This window comes from Mycobacterium sp. URHB0044 (assembly GCF_000620625.1).
Lineage (GTDB): Bacteria > Actinomycetota > Actinomycetes > Mycobacteriales > Mycobacteriaceae > Mycobacterium.
In genome coordinates this window covers 142,330-155,773 of sequence record NZ_JIAW01000005.1, presented here as the reverse complement: position 1 = coordinate 155,773, position 13,444 = coordinate 142,330, and the positions used below count along the sequence as shown (strand labels likewise).

Sequence of the window (13,444 nt, the reverse complement as noted above, 5' to 3'; positions counted from 1 at the left end):
TCGGTTCGACAATCGATACCCCCAGGGGTATCACGCAGAGCGCTCCGTCGTGCTCGTCGACGACACCTTCGATCGGGCGGCGGCACCGGCCACACCGATACCATCTGGCCCATGGACAACGGCAGCAGCGCCTTGACGGCCCAAGATGTTCGGGACGCGATCTTCGAGAAGCCGCCGTGGGGAAAGCGCGGCTACGACGAGAAGTCCGTGAGGGACTTTCTGCAACTGGCGGCGCGGCGACTCGAGGGTCGTGGCCACATCTGCGCGGACGACGTGCGCGGCGTGCGGTTTCCCAAGCCGTCGTTCGGCAAGCGCGGCATCGACGCCGACCGGGTCGACCAATTACTCGCCGAGATCGCCGAGACGATCGCCGCCCTCGACGGCAACGCCGTGTGAGGGTCGGGGTCGAATTCGCACCTGCGCCCCTCGCGAGGGTGCGATGGCCACCCCGCGAGATCGACGCCCTTCGTCCGGACTGTCGGATGGCGCGATGACGTAGTGCCGCAACAGGGTTCGCAGGACCACCCGTAACTCCATGGTCGCGAAGGCCGCGCCGATGCAGCGGCGCACCCCGCCGCCGTAGGGAATCCACTCCGCGGGATCGGGTTTGCGGGACAGGAAGCGGTCCGGGTCGAAGCTGTCGGCGTCGGGGAACGCGTCCTCGTCGGCGTGCAGCAGCCCGATGCTGGCGACGATCGTTTGTCCCTGCGGCAGGGTCCACGGGCCAATTTCCAAGGTGGGTGCCTTGACCTGGCGGAATGTGGTGTCGACGACCGGCCGGACGCGCTGGATCTCGAGGATCGTGGCGTGCAGGAGTTCTTCGGATCCGTCGTCGAGTTCGGCGACCAGGCGGCCGAGCAGCTGCGGGTGTCGCTGCAGCCGCTCCACCGACCAGGCCAGTGTGGCCGCGGTCGTCTCGTGGCCGGCGGCCAGCAGGGTGATCAATTCGTCGGCGATCTCGTCGCGTGTCATCGGCGAGTCGTCCTCGTGGCGGCTGCGCAGCATCAGCGACAGCACGTCGTCGCGGACGTTCAGATTGGGATCGGATACCGCCTTGTCGATCAGTTGGTCGACGATCGCGTCATACTCGCGGCGGTACTGACGGAAGCGGCCCCAGGGGCTCCATCGCCCCCAATCCCATTGCGGTACGGGCACCAGTGCCAGCTTCGAGCCGAGTTCGATTGCGGGCGGCAGCATTTCACGCAGACGCTCGAACTCCTGCCCCTCGGCGCCGAACACCGCCCGCAAGATGACGTTGAGTGTGATGCGCATCATCGAGGGCATCGCCGCAAAGGTCTGATCTCGCGGCCAGGATGCGAACTCGACGGCGGCTTCCCGTTCGACGATCTCTTCATATGCGGCCAGGCGCCTGCCGTGAAACGGCGGTGTCAACAATTTGCGTTGTGCTCGATGCTGGTCACCAAACAACGCGAACAACGAGTTCGGTCCCATGACACGACCCAGATTGGCGTCGGTGGTGTCCGCGACGTCCGGCCCCGCACGGAACAGCTGGCGGATCTGCTGTGGGTCGCTGAGGACGACGAGACGTCCGAAGATCGGCAGGTGAAGCGAGAAGGCCGACCCATAGCGTCGACGCAGGACTTCCAGAGCGATCCTGCGATTGACCAAGGCCACCGCGCCTTGGATGGCGCGCGGCAGTGGCGGCCCGGGAGGCAGCGTCACCTTGGCTGTCGGCGCGTCGAGAACAGTGGTGGTCTTCACGTGTCCCAACTGACCACGCCCACGTACCCACGAGGCGGCGCCTGGACGAACGGCGCGCGTCTGGCACATGGACGCGGATCGCGAAACACGCGTCGTGCCCTGACAAACTGGGAGAACACGGGTACGACGAGGAGGCTCGGATGGAAGACCGGCAAGCACCGTTGGCCAACGTCATCATGCTCGGCGTCCGTGACCTCGCCGCACAACGCGACTTCTACCGTCGGCTCGGGTGGCGGCAACTCGACTCAGAGGTGTTCACCGCGTTTGCGCTGCGCGGTGCCCTGCTGACGCTGTTTCCCGTCGACCGCCTCGCCGCCGAGTCGAACATGCCACCGGAAACCAGCACGGGCGGCATTCGCAGCAGGGTCGCGATCATCGCCGAGCGGCCCGAGGACGTCGACCAGCTGGCCGACCGCGTGCGGGCCGCGGGAGGGACCGTGACGAGGGAGCCCGCCGACGCGGAGTTCTTCGAAGGGCGTTCGGCCTACTTCACCGACCCCGAAGGCCACTGCTGGGAGGTGGCGTGGACACCGCCGGACAACTTCATCGTCGCCGCCGCACGCCGTGCAGCGGGATCAACGTGACCTAGCCAAATTCGGAAATCTCTCGGCGCTCACAGTTTCAGATTCCGGCCGATGTGGGTAGTCGGGCTACATGGTTACCAAAAAGTTCTCCTTGACATCGGTTCTCCTTTCCGGCGTCGCAGCCTCTGCCATCGCCGTCGCACCGGTTGCCTGGGCGGACCCGGCCCCGGGATGCTTCAATCCTGACGGCACCGCGTGTGCGGTGGCCGGGCCGGATGGCGCCGTCGCGGGCGTCCCCGGTGCCGGCGCCGCAGCTGGTCCTGGCGGCGCAGAAGCCACCGTTCCGGGTGCTGGCGCCGTCGCTGGGCCAGAGGGCGCAGGTGCCACCGTCCCTGGTGCGGGCGCCCAAGCCGGGCCGGGTGGCGCTGAGGCCACGGTTCCCGGTGCCGGAGCCAATGCCGGACCCGGCGGCGCAGAAGCCACCGTCCCCGGCGCGGGCGCCGTGGCCGGACCGGATGGGGCCGGCGTGACCGTTCCCGGTGCCGGAGCCAACGCCGGACCCGGCGGCGCAGAAGCCACCGTCCCCGGTGCCGGCGCCACCGCTGGACCCGGCGGTGCGTCCGCCACGGTTCCTGGTGCCGACGCGAACGCCGGACCTGGCGGCGCCAACTTCTGCATCGACGCGCTCGGCTGCGTGTCCGCGGGCTAACCCGCCCTGATGCGACGACCCCCGGGTGAGTGGCATTGCCGACCCACTCACCGGGGGTTTTCGCGTCCCACGGCCGTGTGCTGCCGATGAATGACGCTTGCGATGTGTCATCGTTGAACGATGAGGAGCGTTGAACGATGAGCAGCCCAGAGACGCCCGAAGAGTCGGCGGGCCAATACAGCACCGACGATGACGATCAACTTCCCGTCGAAGACACCCTGCTCGACCGCGGGGTCGACGACATCCTCGATGAGGGCTACTCGCCTCCGGAGAAGTGGAAGGAACCCCGAGACCACGAAACCCTGGACGAACTGCTCGCCGAGGAAGAGCCGGACGTCGCCATCGAGTCCGACGACGACTCCGATTTCTCCGAGGATGACGAGGTAGGGGACCGACGTGCCGGCCGACTCGTCGCGCCCGATGAAGGGGTCCAGGGAGACGACGAATCAGATCTGCTGGCGACCGACGTCGGGATCGACGGAAGTGCCGCCTCCGCAGAGGAGGCAGCAGTCCACGTCATCGACGACGAGGAGTAGCGAGGTAGGCCATGAACAACGCGTATGCCCTCGTCGTGGTGCTCGCCGCGGGCGCCCACTTCGCGTTCATCGCATACATGGTGGTGGGCGGGTTCCTCGCCCTGCGCTGGCCCCGCACGATTTGGCTGCACGTCCCGGTCGTGATCTGGGGGATCGCCATCGAACTGATCGACTTCGTGTGCCCGCTGACGTGGCTGGAGCGGTGGGCGCGGGCGAAGGCGGGTATGGCGCCGATGCCCGTCGACGGCTTCATCGACTACTACCTGACGGGTGTGGTGTATCCCGAGAGCGCCGAGTATCCCGTTCTCGCCCTCGCCCTGCTGACCGTCCTGGTGTCCTGGGCCTTGTTCGCGCGCCGACGGCGGACGTCGACGCAGAACTCCGGCGATCGGGCTCGGCAGGTCAGCCGCTGATCGCGCTTATCACCCCAAACTGCTGGCGCCCTGGGTAGTTTCGGCAAGGTGCCCCACCTGACGAACCGCCAGATCGTGCTGCGTCGCCGCCCGAACGGGCCGGTAGCGCCCGATGACACCGAGCTGATCACCGCGCCTGCGCCCGAACCCGCCGAGGGCGAAGCGTTGTTGCGCACCACCTACGTCGGCATCGACGCCGCCGCGCGGACCTGGCTCAACGACCAGCCCGGCTACCTGCCGCCCGTGCAGTTGGGCGAAGTGATCCGTGCGGCCGGTATCGGTGAGGTCGTGGCGTCCCGCTGTGCCGCCTACGCCGTCGGCGACGTGGTGACCACGCTGACGGGCTTCCAGGAGTACGTCATCATCCGAGACGACATCTTCAGCACGCCCATTCCCGGGGAAACCGATCAACTGGCGATCATGTCGGTCTACGGACCGACCGGTGCCACCGCATATTTCGGGATGACCGACATCGGGCGGCCGCAACCGGGGGAGACGGTCGTGGTTTCGGCGGCGGCGGGTGCCACGGGTTCGGTGGCCGGGCAGATCGCCAAGATCGCGGGCGCCCGGGTGGTGGGGATCGCCGGTGGCCCGGAGAAATGCCGAGCGGTGGTGGACGACTTCGGTTTCGACGCATGCATCGACTACCGAGCCGGTGAACTGCCTGCCGCACTCAAGCAGCACTGCCCGCGAGGGGTCGACGTCTACTTCGACAACGTCGGCGGGCCGATCCTCGACGCGGTGCTGGGCCGGCTGGCCCACAAGGCGCGCGTCGTCCTGTGCGGCGTCATCTCTAGTTATCTGACCGGCGAACACCCCGGCCCGTCCAATTACGTGAACCTTCTCGCCAAGACCGCTCTGATGCAGGGGTTCAACGCGCTCGACCAGTGGGGACGCTTCGACGAGGCCTTCGCCGCGCTGCGTTCCTGGGAAGAGCAGGGCAGCCTCGTCCACCGCGAGACCGTCATGCAGGGCATCGAGTCGTGCGTGGATGCGCTCAATGGCCTGTTCGCGGGCGCCAACATCGGCAAGATGCTGGTCAAGGTCGGCGAGCCGACACCGGCGTGAGCCGGACGAGAGAGGGGAGATCGCCGATGACGTCGATGGCAGAAGTCGATGGCAAGGTCACCGGGTTGGCGCGCGGGATGCGTGACCTCGTCCGGGGCGAAGCCGCCGCATCCGAGCGGCAACGGACCCTCACTTCGGCCATCGTCGACGAGATGTGGGCCAGCGGACTGATGTCGGCCTTCAATCCCGTTGCCGCGGGCGGTGTCGAGCCGTCGTTTGCCGAGATGATCGAGACGTGGATCGAAATGGCTTGGCAGGATGGGTCATTCGGATGGATCGGGATCGCGAATCTGCCGTCGTCGTTCGCGGCCGCCGCGTACCTTTCCGACGAGGGCTTCGACGAGGTGTTCACCGCTCGCGACAACCGCGTCACGATGGGCGGCCAGTTCTTTCCCAATGGCCAGGGGACCGCCGTCGACGGGGGTTACCGGTTGAGCGGTTCGTGGAGTTTCGGGTCGGGCACCGGTCATGCCGAATACGTTGCGGCGGGATTCCTGCCGATGGACGACGGTGAGATGCGCTGGATCAGCGAAGGCGTCCCGGACATGCAGGTCGCGGTGCTCCCTCGGGAGGACGTCACGTTTCTCGACGGCTGGCATGTACAGGGGCTCAAGGGAACTGGATCGTATGACTACAGTGTTCAGGACGTGTTCGTGCCCGAGCGCCGCACCTTTCCACTGTTCACTCGTGAGCCGCACCGAGGCGCGTCGCCCGCAACGCGGATGGGGCTGATGCCCGTCGTCGCCGCCGGTCACGCGTCGTGGGCTCTCGGCGTCGCCAAGAGCATGCTCGACGACGTCGAAGAACTGGCCGCGACGAAGTTTCGGATGAGCGACATGGCGTCGCTGGCCAGCCGGCCGACGTTCCAGAAGGGGCTCGCACACCACGTCGCGATGTGGCGCGCTGCCCGGCTTCTGGTCCTCGACGCCTTCACGTCCGCGGAGGCTGCCGTGGCGTCGGGCGAAAACCTCACCCCGGCAATGCGCGCGGACATGCGCGTGGCCGCCGTCTACGCCACCGACGCGGCACGCGCCTGCGCCGAATGGGCCCATCTCGTCGCGGGCACCACCGCGATCCGCGAAGGCAGTCGCCTCGAGCGGGCGTTCCGCGACGTGTACACCGGCACCCAACATGCCTTCATCAGCGAGAAGGTGGCCATCGACGCCGCACAGATCTGGCTGGGCATCATCGAGGATCAACCCGGGCTCTGAACGGACGAACGCACAGCGGGGCCACCCCGGCCTGCGGTGCCCAGGCCGCCTTGGCAGACTGTCGGCATGACACAGATAACCTTGCGCGGAAATCCGATCAACACCGTCGGCGAGCTGCCCGCCGTCGGATCCTCGGCGCCCGCCTTCGCACTGACCGGCACCGATCTCGGCGTGGTCGACAACGAGCAATTCCGCGACAAGGCCGTGTTGCTGAACATTTTTCCGTCCGTCGATACGCCGGTGTGCGCGACCAGTATTCGGACCTTCAACAAGCGTGCTGCCGACGGTGGTGTCTCCGTGCTGTGCGTGTCGAAGGACCTGCCGTTCGCGCAGAATCGGTTCTGCGGCGCTGAGGGCATCGAGAACGTCAAGACGGCCTCGGCGTTCCGTGACAGCTTCGGCGAGGACTACGGCGTCACCATTACCGACGGTCCGATGGCCGGGCTGCTCGCTCGCGCGGTCGTGGTGATCGGTGCCGATGGCAAGGTCGCGTACTCCGAGTTGGTGCCCGAGATCGCGCAAGAGCCCGACTACGACGCGGCGCTGACGGCACTGGGCTCGGCCTAGCCTCGCCGGGCCGGGAGCTCAGACCGGCCAGTCCTCGCGCCGATGGGCGGCGTCGAAGAACATCCACTCGTAGCGCGCGGTCGTCGTGAAGTGCGCTCGAGCCGCCGCCTCATCGGCCGGGTTCAGCGTCGGGCCGGTGCGGTCCGCCAGTTGCAGCACCTGGGCGACGGTCGCTGCGAATTCAGCGCTGCCATAACTGTCGATCCACAGCTGGTAGCGAGGATCCACGGAGCCGCGCTCGGCTAGTTCCGCGCCCACCTCGGCGTAGATCCAGTAGCACGGCAGGATGGCGGCCAACCCGTCCGCGAATCTGCCCCCGTATGCGGTGGCGAGAAGATAGCTGGTGTACGCGCGGGTCGTCGGCAGCACCGGCACGGCGCCCAACGTGGCGGCGTCGAGGCCGAGCTGGGGCAGCAGAGCCGTGTGCAACTCGAGTTCGACGTCGAACACTTCGGCCGCGTGCCGGGCGAACATGGCCGTGTCGGCCAACGTTGGCGCCTTGGCGGCCACGATGGCCAACGCCCGCGCGTAGTCCCGCAGATAGTGGACGTCCTGTGCGACGTAGTGCGCGAACACCTCCGTGTCGAGGGACCCATCGATGAGGCCGGTAGGGAACGGATGGCCAAGGATCGCGGCGAACGTGGGCTCGATCTCCCGCCATAGCCGAGCCGACCAGCAGTCTGGGTCCGTTGAGCCACTCTGAATGTGCATGGGGCGCATCATTTCAGCTCGCACCGGAACCCTGACATCGTGCCCGCGGCGGTGACGGTTCGGTCACGGTACGAACAATTTGCAGCCGCGTACCAGGCAGGATGCAAAACACCATCCTCGGGTGTTGTACAAGTGACACTAGTGACTTTTGTGACTTCAGGGTCGGCTCAATGATGCGCACCGGCGAAGGGTCACGTAGTGGCAGCTGGATGCGCGAAGGTCACCGCGCTGAGGCCTTGACAGAGGTGGAGTTCGAGATGAGACGCATCTACGCGGTGGCGATCAGTTTGGCCATGCTGGTGGCGACCCCCGGTCTTGCGACCGCGGATCAGAGTCACAAGCAGGCCATCGACTACGTGATACAGCGGGCGCTGTCGCAGCGCGGCGTGCCCTACACCTATGGCGGGGGCAACACGCAGGGCCCGACTGCCAGTGCCGTCCCCGCTCCCAGCACCGTGCCCGAGGCCAATGCGATCCCCGGCTTCGACACCGTCCCGGGATCCACCTATGGCACCGAGGTCCAAACCCCTCAACTCGGTCCCGCTCAACTTGCCACCCTTCCGGCCGCGGGATCCGTTCCAGGCGCGGGATCAGTTCCGACACCTGGCGTCGTCGGGTTCGATGCATCCGGTTTGATCCAGTACGCCTTCGCGGGTGTGGGGATCAAGATGCCGCGTTCGTCGGGCGAGCAGTACAAGGTGGGCCGCAAGGTGCTGCCGTCGCAGGCACTTCCAGGTGACTTGATCTTCTACGGCCCCGACGGCACCCAGAGCGTCGCGATGTTCCTCGGCAACGGTCAGATGTTGGAGGCCACGAACCCCGCCGTCACGGTGTCACCGGTACGCACCAACGGCATGGCTCCGTACCTGTCCCGGATGATCGACTGGCAATAGGAGGACGCCGGCGCGCTCACCTCTGCGGGTCGTTCGTCAGCAGGATCGGCTGGCCATGCGGTGTGGCAAGAGCCGCGCGACTCCACGATGCGCGCCGCTCCTCGAGCTGCGTCGCACTGGCCAGGCGATGATTGGTGACGACGTCTTCGAGGGCGGCCAGCCAGTGTCGGTAGTAGGTCGACCCATCGTCGGGATCCCCTGCGGCCTGCGCGTGGCCGATCCGTTCGGCGAGGCACGCGGCCCATTCCGGCCACGTGAACACACCGCGCTCGTGGAGAGCCAACGTCATCGCGAATGCCTTTGCCTCCCAAGGCTCGGCGAATACCGGTTCACCGTCGTCGCCGAGCGGAATCGGTGCGACCGGCGCGGCGGCCGCCCGGAGCGCCTCAGCCGGCTTCAAGATAGCTTTCCCAGGCATCGATCGACGTCGTCAGCGTCGGGTCGGCGTCCTCACCCCACAGCTCGATCCCGGTGAAGCGCACGTTGTACAGCCATTGCGGCTCCTCGCCCCGCCCGCTCGCGTGCGCGTCCGCGAAGACGTGCACGCCGTGAACCCGTTCGATCACACCGCTTTTCGCGCGCGCATACCTGGGCAGCCGAGTGTGCCGGTACGGATGCATGTTGCGGGTGACGACCCGGTCACCGACCGTGAAGCGAGCCGGCGTCTCGGCGGGGCGCTCGCTTGGTCCACCGGCGCGTAGGACTGGCAGCACTTCGTCCGGCTTGAGCACGTGCTTGACGGGCGCGGGCTCCACCACCGCGTGGCCCGCGTGAAGATCCTCGACGGCGACGAGTCCGGCCTGCAGCAATTGCTTCTCGAGTCCCTTGGCCCAGATCTCGAAGTAGCTCGAGGTGAGGTATTCCGCGGGTGGCAGCGACTCGCGTGCGAAACGTCCCATGTCGATGTTCCAGGCGCCCGCGGCACCCATGGCGAGCGTCAGGCCGAGTACCCGCCGCTCCCAATCGGCGTGGAACGGCGGCTCATCCGTTTCCTCCACGACGGGGCCGAATCCCATCTGGCCGCCCATGTCCTGCGCGCCGTTCACGTGCGGACCACCCGTTCCGGTGCAAGCGCCAACCCGGTCCCGATCATCGAATCGCGCGTGACGAGGTCGGCGAGCCTCTCCTCGCTCCAGTCGTCGGTCGAAGGAGGGCGCATCGGGATCACCAGGTAGCGCACTTCGGACGTGGAATCCCAGACCCGGATCGCGGTGTCAGGTGGAAGCGTCACGCCGAAATCCTCGAGGACGCCCCGTGGGGTCATCACCACACGGGAGCGGTACGGCGCAGATTTGTACCAGATCGGTGGGAGCCCGAGCAGCGGCCACGGGTAGCAGGAGCACAGCGTGCAGACGACCATGTTGTGCGTCGTCGGGGTGTTCTCTACTGCCAGGACGTGTTCACCCTGGCGGCCGACGAAGCCGCAGGACGCGATGGCGGCGCTGGCGTCCTCGCGCAGCCAGCTGGCGAATTCCTCGTCGGCCCACGCCTTGGCGACCACGGCTGCGCCGTTGCGCGGCCCGATGCTCGTCTCGTAGACCTCGACGATGCGATCCACCGCGGCAGGATCGATGTAACCCTTCTCGGTCAGGATCGACTCGAGCGTCCGCACTCGCAGTTCGATGTCGGAAAGCTCGCTGTGCTCTTCGTGATTCGCATCGGTCATCGCGTCGCGATCCCTTGAACGTCCAAGCTGGATGTCGATCCCAGTGGCTAAGAAGCGTAACGCCGAAGCACTGCGGGGCGCGGCGTTTCAGTGGGGCTCCGTCAGCTGGCCGCGATCTGCGTCCACGGCCTGGCGCGATCGGACGCCACGGCGATGAGTCGCTCGAGGCGTGGCCGCGCAACGTCGACCAGGAAGCGCTGACGTTCGGCGCCGGAGAGTGCCAGCGATTCGCGCCACACCGAGCGGCCGGCGATGAAGCCGGAGGCGCCGCCCTCGTCGAACGCGATCTGCAGCACCTGGGTGAACTCGTCGAACGGCACGCCTGCCGAGAGCACCGCCCACGGCCGGTCGAGCACCGCGGCGAGTCGACGACACGCTTCTGGCGAGCCGGGATACTCCAGCTTCAGCAAGTCACAGTCGATTTCGTTGAGTGCGCGCGCCGACTCGATGACCGCGTCGGCGCGGCGCCGGCCCGTCAGGTCCTCACCCTCGAACGGATACACGAGGTTCTCGATCACCGAGGGGATACCGACCTCCTTGCAGTCGGCGACCACGTCGCGCACCGCCTGCAGGCACTGTTCGACGAGATCGGGTTGGCCGGCAGCAGGCGCGGGCCGGTCGGCTCGCAACTGCGCGAAGAACTTGTTGGCGTCGCCGCCCTGCGAGAGCACCCAGCGCGAGTCCAGCGCCGGGTCGCGGTGGGTCACCGGCTCCACGCCGAACTTGCCGCGTTCAGCCGGCTCCGAGGCAACCAGCAGGCCGCAGGACTCCGCGAGTGCTCCCGTTCCGGTGACGGCGGGCACGCCGTAAGTCGGGTCGAACAGGATGCCGCTGGCCAGCTGGGTCAGTTCGCGTGCGACGTCGGTCTTCGCGGTGATCAAGTCGGCGTCGCTGGCCTCGATGCCGACTGCGCTGAACATGCGCCGCAACGTGTTTCGTTGATCCATCGCGATGATCGAGAACACTCCATCGGGTGCTGCGATGTCGGCGAGGGTGCGCACGGGTTGGGTGGTCGTGGACATGTGTCTCCTTCTAGACGGGGCTTGGGGTGATCGCCCGTTCGGCCAACAGCGCGGCGCCGGCGACCCCGGGCTCGCGCAGATCGGAGAACGTCAGGCGGTCGATGACGGCGGACTTCGCCGTCCGCACGCTGGTCATGCGGGTCCAGCCGCCGCTCGCTACGGCGCGGGAATGCGGGCCGACGACGGCTTCCATCCGGTCGAGCAGGGCACCGGTCTCACGCGCCGTGTAGCGCGTGGCCGCGGCCCAGACGGCGGCTGGGTGGGCGCCCTCACGCACCCGCAGGACGACGTCGTCGCCCGTCGGGCCGGCGCCGGAGACGTCGAGGCCCGCGGGCAGCGACTCGACGGTGAGCGCGGCGGCGTCGAGTGCGGCCCTCTCCTGGGAGGTCGTCACACCGAGCAGTGCGAGCACTCGGCGCAGCAACAGCCCCCCGCGGACGCCGCCGATCAGCGAGCTGGTGTCGGGCAGTACGTGCATGCCGACCGAAATGCCGTTCCCGACAAGCGATTCGCGTTGCTCGTCGGTGAGCACGCCGGGCAGCGATCGGACGACGACGTCCGCCGTTCCCGTGGAGTTGAACAGTTCGTCGGCGCCGGTGGCACCAACGCCGATGGCCGCCACCGGATGGTCGTGGCCGCCGACCACGAGGGCGGCACCCTGCATGCCCGGCGGAAGTCCGCGGTGCCGCAGCGCTCCCACGCTTTCGCCATGGGGCTGGCGATCGGGCAGGAGCGTCGGCGGCAGCCCCAGTTCGACGGCGCCGTCGGCCCACGGTGCACCGGTCGACTGGTCGAACAGTCCCGTGCGGGAGGCCAGCGACGGCTCGTGCACTAGCGCGCCGCCGAGGCGGTGCACGACGTACTCGGGCATGCTGAGCCAGCGGTGCTCGTGCGTGAGCTCGAGCCCGTCGTCGATGAACCACAACAGCTTCGCGACACTGGCCTGGCAGTCCCACGGCAGCCCGGTCCGTCGTACGAAGCGAGTACCGAAGTGGTTGTCGCGCACGGCTATCGATGCGACCTGCCGGTCGCCGCGGGGGTCGAACCAGGCGACGACGGGTGTGCGTGCGCGCCCCGATCCGTCGAGCAGAACACCGCTTTCGGCAAGCCCCGCCACCGCGACCGCCGACACTCGCAGCGGCGCACTGGCGGACGCCTGCTCGTAGGCGCGGCGCAGCAGGTCGACGGCGAGGTCGACGAAGCACTCGGCGTCGGTTTCGGTACCGCCGTCCGGCGTCGTGGTCCACGGCGTCCGGCCTTCGACCAGAGCCAACTGTTCGCCATCTGGCGTGCGCAACAAGGCCTTCGCCATCGTGGTGCCCAGGTCGACGCCTGCCACGGCCTCCCGTGTGGTCACGGTCGCAGCTCCCCGGAACCGCGCGCGATCAGCCGGACGGGGACGTGGATGGTCGACACGGGGAGGCCGGGGTCGGCGATCCGCTCACCGAGGCGGGTGGCGGCGGCCGCGCCGACCGCCTCGGCCGAGTGATCGACGACCGTGACGCCGGGTTGCAGCAGGTCGGCCATGGCGAAGTCGCCGAAGCACACCAGCGCGACGTCGGTTCGACCGAGGGCGTGCAGGGTGGGTACGACGCCCAACGAGCAGCGGGTGGCCGCGCTCAGCAGCGCAGTAGGGGAGCCCTTGTCGGCCAACAGGTTTCGCGTGGCTTCCGCCGCCGACGCCGGGTCCGGGCACTCGGCGCGGACGAGCCGCGGGTCCGGGTCGAGACCGTGGGCGGCCATGGCGCGGCGATACCCGGCGAGGCGAGCGCGTGACGTCGGCACCAGCGGGTGATCGCTGACATAGGCGATCCGGCGGTGGCCGTGCGCGACGAGATGATTCACGGCTTCCACTGCGGCAGCCTCGTCATCGATGCCGACGACGTCGGCATCCAGCCCGGGGGCGGCGCGATCGACCAGCACCAGCGGCGTCTGCGTGCGCAGCCAGGCGTGGTCACCCGCGGTGGGGGTCAGCAGCATGCCCGCGATCCGTCGCGAGAGCATCTGCCCGACGACGGCACGTTCGCGGTCGGGGTCGCCGTGCGTCGAGGCGATGAGCACCGACTTGCCGCCGTTGGACGCCGCCTTCTCGACGGCGGCCACCATGGCGGAGAAGAACGGGTCGGCGACGGACTCGACGACCATGCCGAGGGCGGTGTCGGTACCTGCGCGCAGAGAGCGTGCCATCGAGTCGGGGGTGAAGCTCAACTCGCGCATCGCGTGCTGCACCCGCGCTCGGGTGTCGACGGCCACCTTGGGGTCGTCGTTGAGCACGCGTGACGCGGTGCGCAGGCTGACTCCTGCGGCCGCGGCCACGTCCCGCAAGATGCTCTTGGTCAACCCTCACTCCTCGGTTATGCCATCGATGGCACAACCCAGTCTGCCGAATAGTGCCATCGATG

General features: G+C 68.0%; 17 protein-coding genes. 9 read left to right on the top strand and 8 right to left on the bottom strand.

Features of this window, described 5'->3' with window-relative positions; genetic code table 11:
- The first annotated feature begins 111 nt into the window (after positions 1–111).
- Positions 112–396, top strand: a complete 285-nt coding sequence (locus N536_RS0112340) for a DivIVA domain-containing protein (protein ID WP_029113879.1) — start codon at positions 112–114, stop codon at positions 394–396.
- Here N536_RS0112340 and N536_RS38260 read toward each other — a convergent pair.
- A complete protein-coding gene (locus N536_RS38260; RefSeq protein WP_231514505.1) occupies positions 343–1,722 on the bottom strand; it encodes a cytochrome P450 in 1,380 nt (459 codons plus the stop codon). The two genes, N536_RS0112340 and N536_RS38260, sit on opposite strands and share 54 nt — an antisense overlap.
- A 140-nt stretch (positions 1,723–1,862) precedes the next feature.
- On the opposite strand from N536_RS38260, the gene N536_RS38255 reads away from it, so the two are divergent.
- The 7 genes from N536_RS38255 to tpx all read left to right on the top strand — a co-directional run bounded on the left by N536_RS38255 (position 1,863) and on the right by tpx (position 6,750).
- A complete protein-coding gene (locus tag N536_RS38255; protein ID WP_051574449.1) occupies positions 1,863–2,306 on the top strand; it encodes a VOC family protein in 444 nt (147 codons plus the stop codon).
- A gap of 91 nt (positions 2,307–2,397) precedes the next feature.
- Positions 2,398–2,955: a hypothetical protein gene (locus tag N536_RS43430; RefSeq protein WP_304413324.1), complete on the top strand. Its 558-nt coding sequence runs from the start codon at positions 2,398–2,400 to the stop codon at positions 2,953–2,955.
- A gap of 137 nt (positions 2,956–3,092) precedes the next feature.
- Complete coding sequence (locus N536_RS0112320) at positions 3,093–3,491, top strand: DUF5709 domain-containing protein (RefSeq protein WP_029113877.1); 399 nt, start codon at positions 3,093–3,095, stop codon at positions 3,489–3,491.
- Positions 3,492–3,502: 11 nt separating this feature from the next.
- The gene (locus N536_RS0112315) at positions 3,503–3,904 is read left to right on the top strand and encodes a DUF2784 domain-containing protein (protein WP_036436121.1); all 402 of its coding nucleotides are present in this window, start codon (positions 3,503–3,505) and stop codon (positions 3,902–3,904) included.
- Positions 3,905–3,952: 48 nt separating this feature from the next.
- The gene (locus tag N536_RS0112310) at positions 3,953–4,972 is read left to right on the top strand and encodes an NADP-dependent oxidoreductase (protein ID WP_029113875.1); all 1,020 of its coding nucleotides are present in this window, start codon (positions 3,953–3,955) and stop codon (positions 4,970–4,972) included.
- A gap of 26 nt (positions 4,973–4,998) precedes the next feature.
- Positions 4,999–6,183 (top strand): acyl-CoA dehydrogenase family protein, encoded by a 1,185-nt coding sequence (locus N536_RS0112305; protein WP_029113874.1) that lies wholly within the window; start codon positions 4,999–5,001, stop codon positions 6,181–6,183.
- 66 nt (positions 6,184–6,249) lie between these two features.
- Complete coding sequence (gene tpx, locus N536_RS0112300; protein WP_029113873.1) at positions 6,250–6,750, top strand: thiol peroxidase; 501 nt, start codon at positions 6,250–6,252, stop codon at positions 6,748–6,750.
- An 18-nt stretch (positions 6,751–6,768) separates the two neighbouring features.
- On the opposite strand, the gene N536_RS0112295 is transcribed toward tpx, so the two are convergent.
- Complete coding sequence (locus N536_RS0112295) at positions 6,769–7,461, bottom strand: TenA family protein (protein WP_029113872.1); 693 nt, start codon at positions 7,459–7,461, stop codon at positions 6,769–6,771.
- A gap of 257 nt (positions 7,462–7,718) precedes the next feature.
- On the opposite strand from N536_RS0112295, the gene ripD reads away from it, so the two are divergent.
- Complete coding sequence (ripD, locus tag N536_RS0112290) at positions 7,719–8,354, top strand: NlpC/P60 family peptidoglycan-binding protein RipD (protein WP_029113871.1); 636 nt, start codon at positions 7,719–7,721, stop codon at positions 8,352–8,354.
- Positions 8,355–8,370: 16 nt separating this feature from the next.
- On the opposite strand, the gene N536_RS0112285 is transcribed toward ripD, so the two are convergent.
- The 6 genes from N536_RS0112285 to N536_RS0112260 form a co-directional block, all read right to left on the bottom strand.
- Complete coding sequence (locus N536_RS0112285) at positions 8,371–8,754, bottom strand: nitrile hydratase accessory protein (protein WP_197040126.1); 384 nt, start codon at positions 8,752–8,754, stop codon at positions 8,371–8,373.
- On the bottom strand, positions 8,741–9,400 hold the full coding sequence (gene nthB / locus N536_RS0112280) for a nitrile hydratase subunit beta (protein ID WP_029113869.1): 660 nt from the start codon (positions 9,398–9,400) through the stop codon (positions 8,741–8,743). Before nthB ends, N536_RS0112285 begins: the two co-directional genes overlap by 14 nt.
- Positions 9,397–10,020 carry a nitrile hydratase subunit alpha gene (gene nthA / locus N536_RS0112275; protein WP_029113868.1) on the bottom strand — a complete coding sequence of 208 codons (624 nt, stop codon included), beginning with the start codon at positions 10,018–10,020 and terminating at the stop codon, positions 9,397–9,399. Before nthA ends, nthB begins: the two co-directional genes overlap by 4 nt.
- A gap of 101 nt (positions 10,021–10,121) precedes the next feature.
- Complete coding sequence (locus tag N536_RS40725; RefSeq protein WP_051574448.1) at positions 10,122–11,042, bottom strand: hypothetical protein; 921 nt, start codon at positions 11,040–11,042, stop codon at positions 10,122–10,124.
- Between the two features lie 10 nt (positions 11,043–11,052).
- The gene (locus N536_RS0112265) at positions 11,053–12,399 is read right to left on the bottom strand and encodes an L-fuculokinase (RefSeq protein WP_029113867.1); all 1,347 of its coding nucleotides are present in this window, start codon (positions 12,397–12,399) and stop codon (positions 11,053–11,055) included.
- Complete coding sequence (locus N536_RS0112260) at positions 12,396–13,382, bottom strand: LacI family DNA-binding transcriptional regulator (protein WP_036436116.1); 987 nt, start codon at positions 13,380–13,382, stop codon at positions 12,396–12,398. Before N536_RS0112260 ends, N536_RS0112265 begins: the two co-directional genes overlap by 4 nt.
- Positions 13,383–13,444 lie beyond the last annotated feature (62 nt).

Excerpts from the sequence above, each read along its gene's own strand:
- N536_RS0112340 (WP_029113879.1), top strand. The coding sequence starts at position 112 with ATGGACAACGGCAGCAGCGCCTTGACGGCCCAAGATGTTCGGGACGCG.
- nthA (WP_029113868.1), bottom strand. The coding sequence starts at position 10,020 with ATGACCGATGCGAATCACGAAGAGCACAGCGAGCTTTCCGACATCGAA.
- N536_RS0112305 (WP_029113874.1), top strand. The coding sequence starts at position 4,999 with ATGACGTCGATGGCAGAAGTCGATGGCAAGGTCACCGGGTTGGCGCGC.
- N536_RS38255 (WP_051574449.1), top strand. The coding sequence starts at position 1,863 with ATGGAAGACCGGCAAGCACCGTTGGCCAACGTCATCATGCTCGGCGTC.
- N536_RS0112320 (WP_029113877.1), top strand. The coding sequence starts at position 3,093 with ATGAGCAGCCCAGAGACGCCCGAAGAGTCGGCGGGCCAATACAGCACC.
- tpx (WP_029113873.1), top strand. The coding sequence starts at position 6,250 with ATGACACAGATAACCTTGCGCGGAAATCCGATCAACACCGTCGGCGAG.
- ripD (WP_029113871.1), top strand. The coding sequence starts at position 7,719 with ATGAGACGCATCTACGCGGTGGCGATCAGTTTGGCCATGCTGGTGGCG.
- N536_RS0112295 (WP_029113872.1), bottom strand. The coding sequence starts at position 7,461 with ATGCACATTCAGAGTGGCTCAACGGACCCAGACTGCTGGTCGGCTCGG.
- N536_RS0112315 (WP_036436121.1), top strand. The coding sequence starts at position 3,503 with ATGAACAACGCGTATGCCCTCGTCGTGGTGCTCGCCGCGGGCGCCCAC.
- N536_RS40725 (WP_051574448.1), bottom strand. The coding sequence starts at position 11,042 with ATGTCCACGACCACCCAACCCGTGCGCACCCTCGCCGACATCGCAGCA.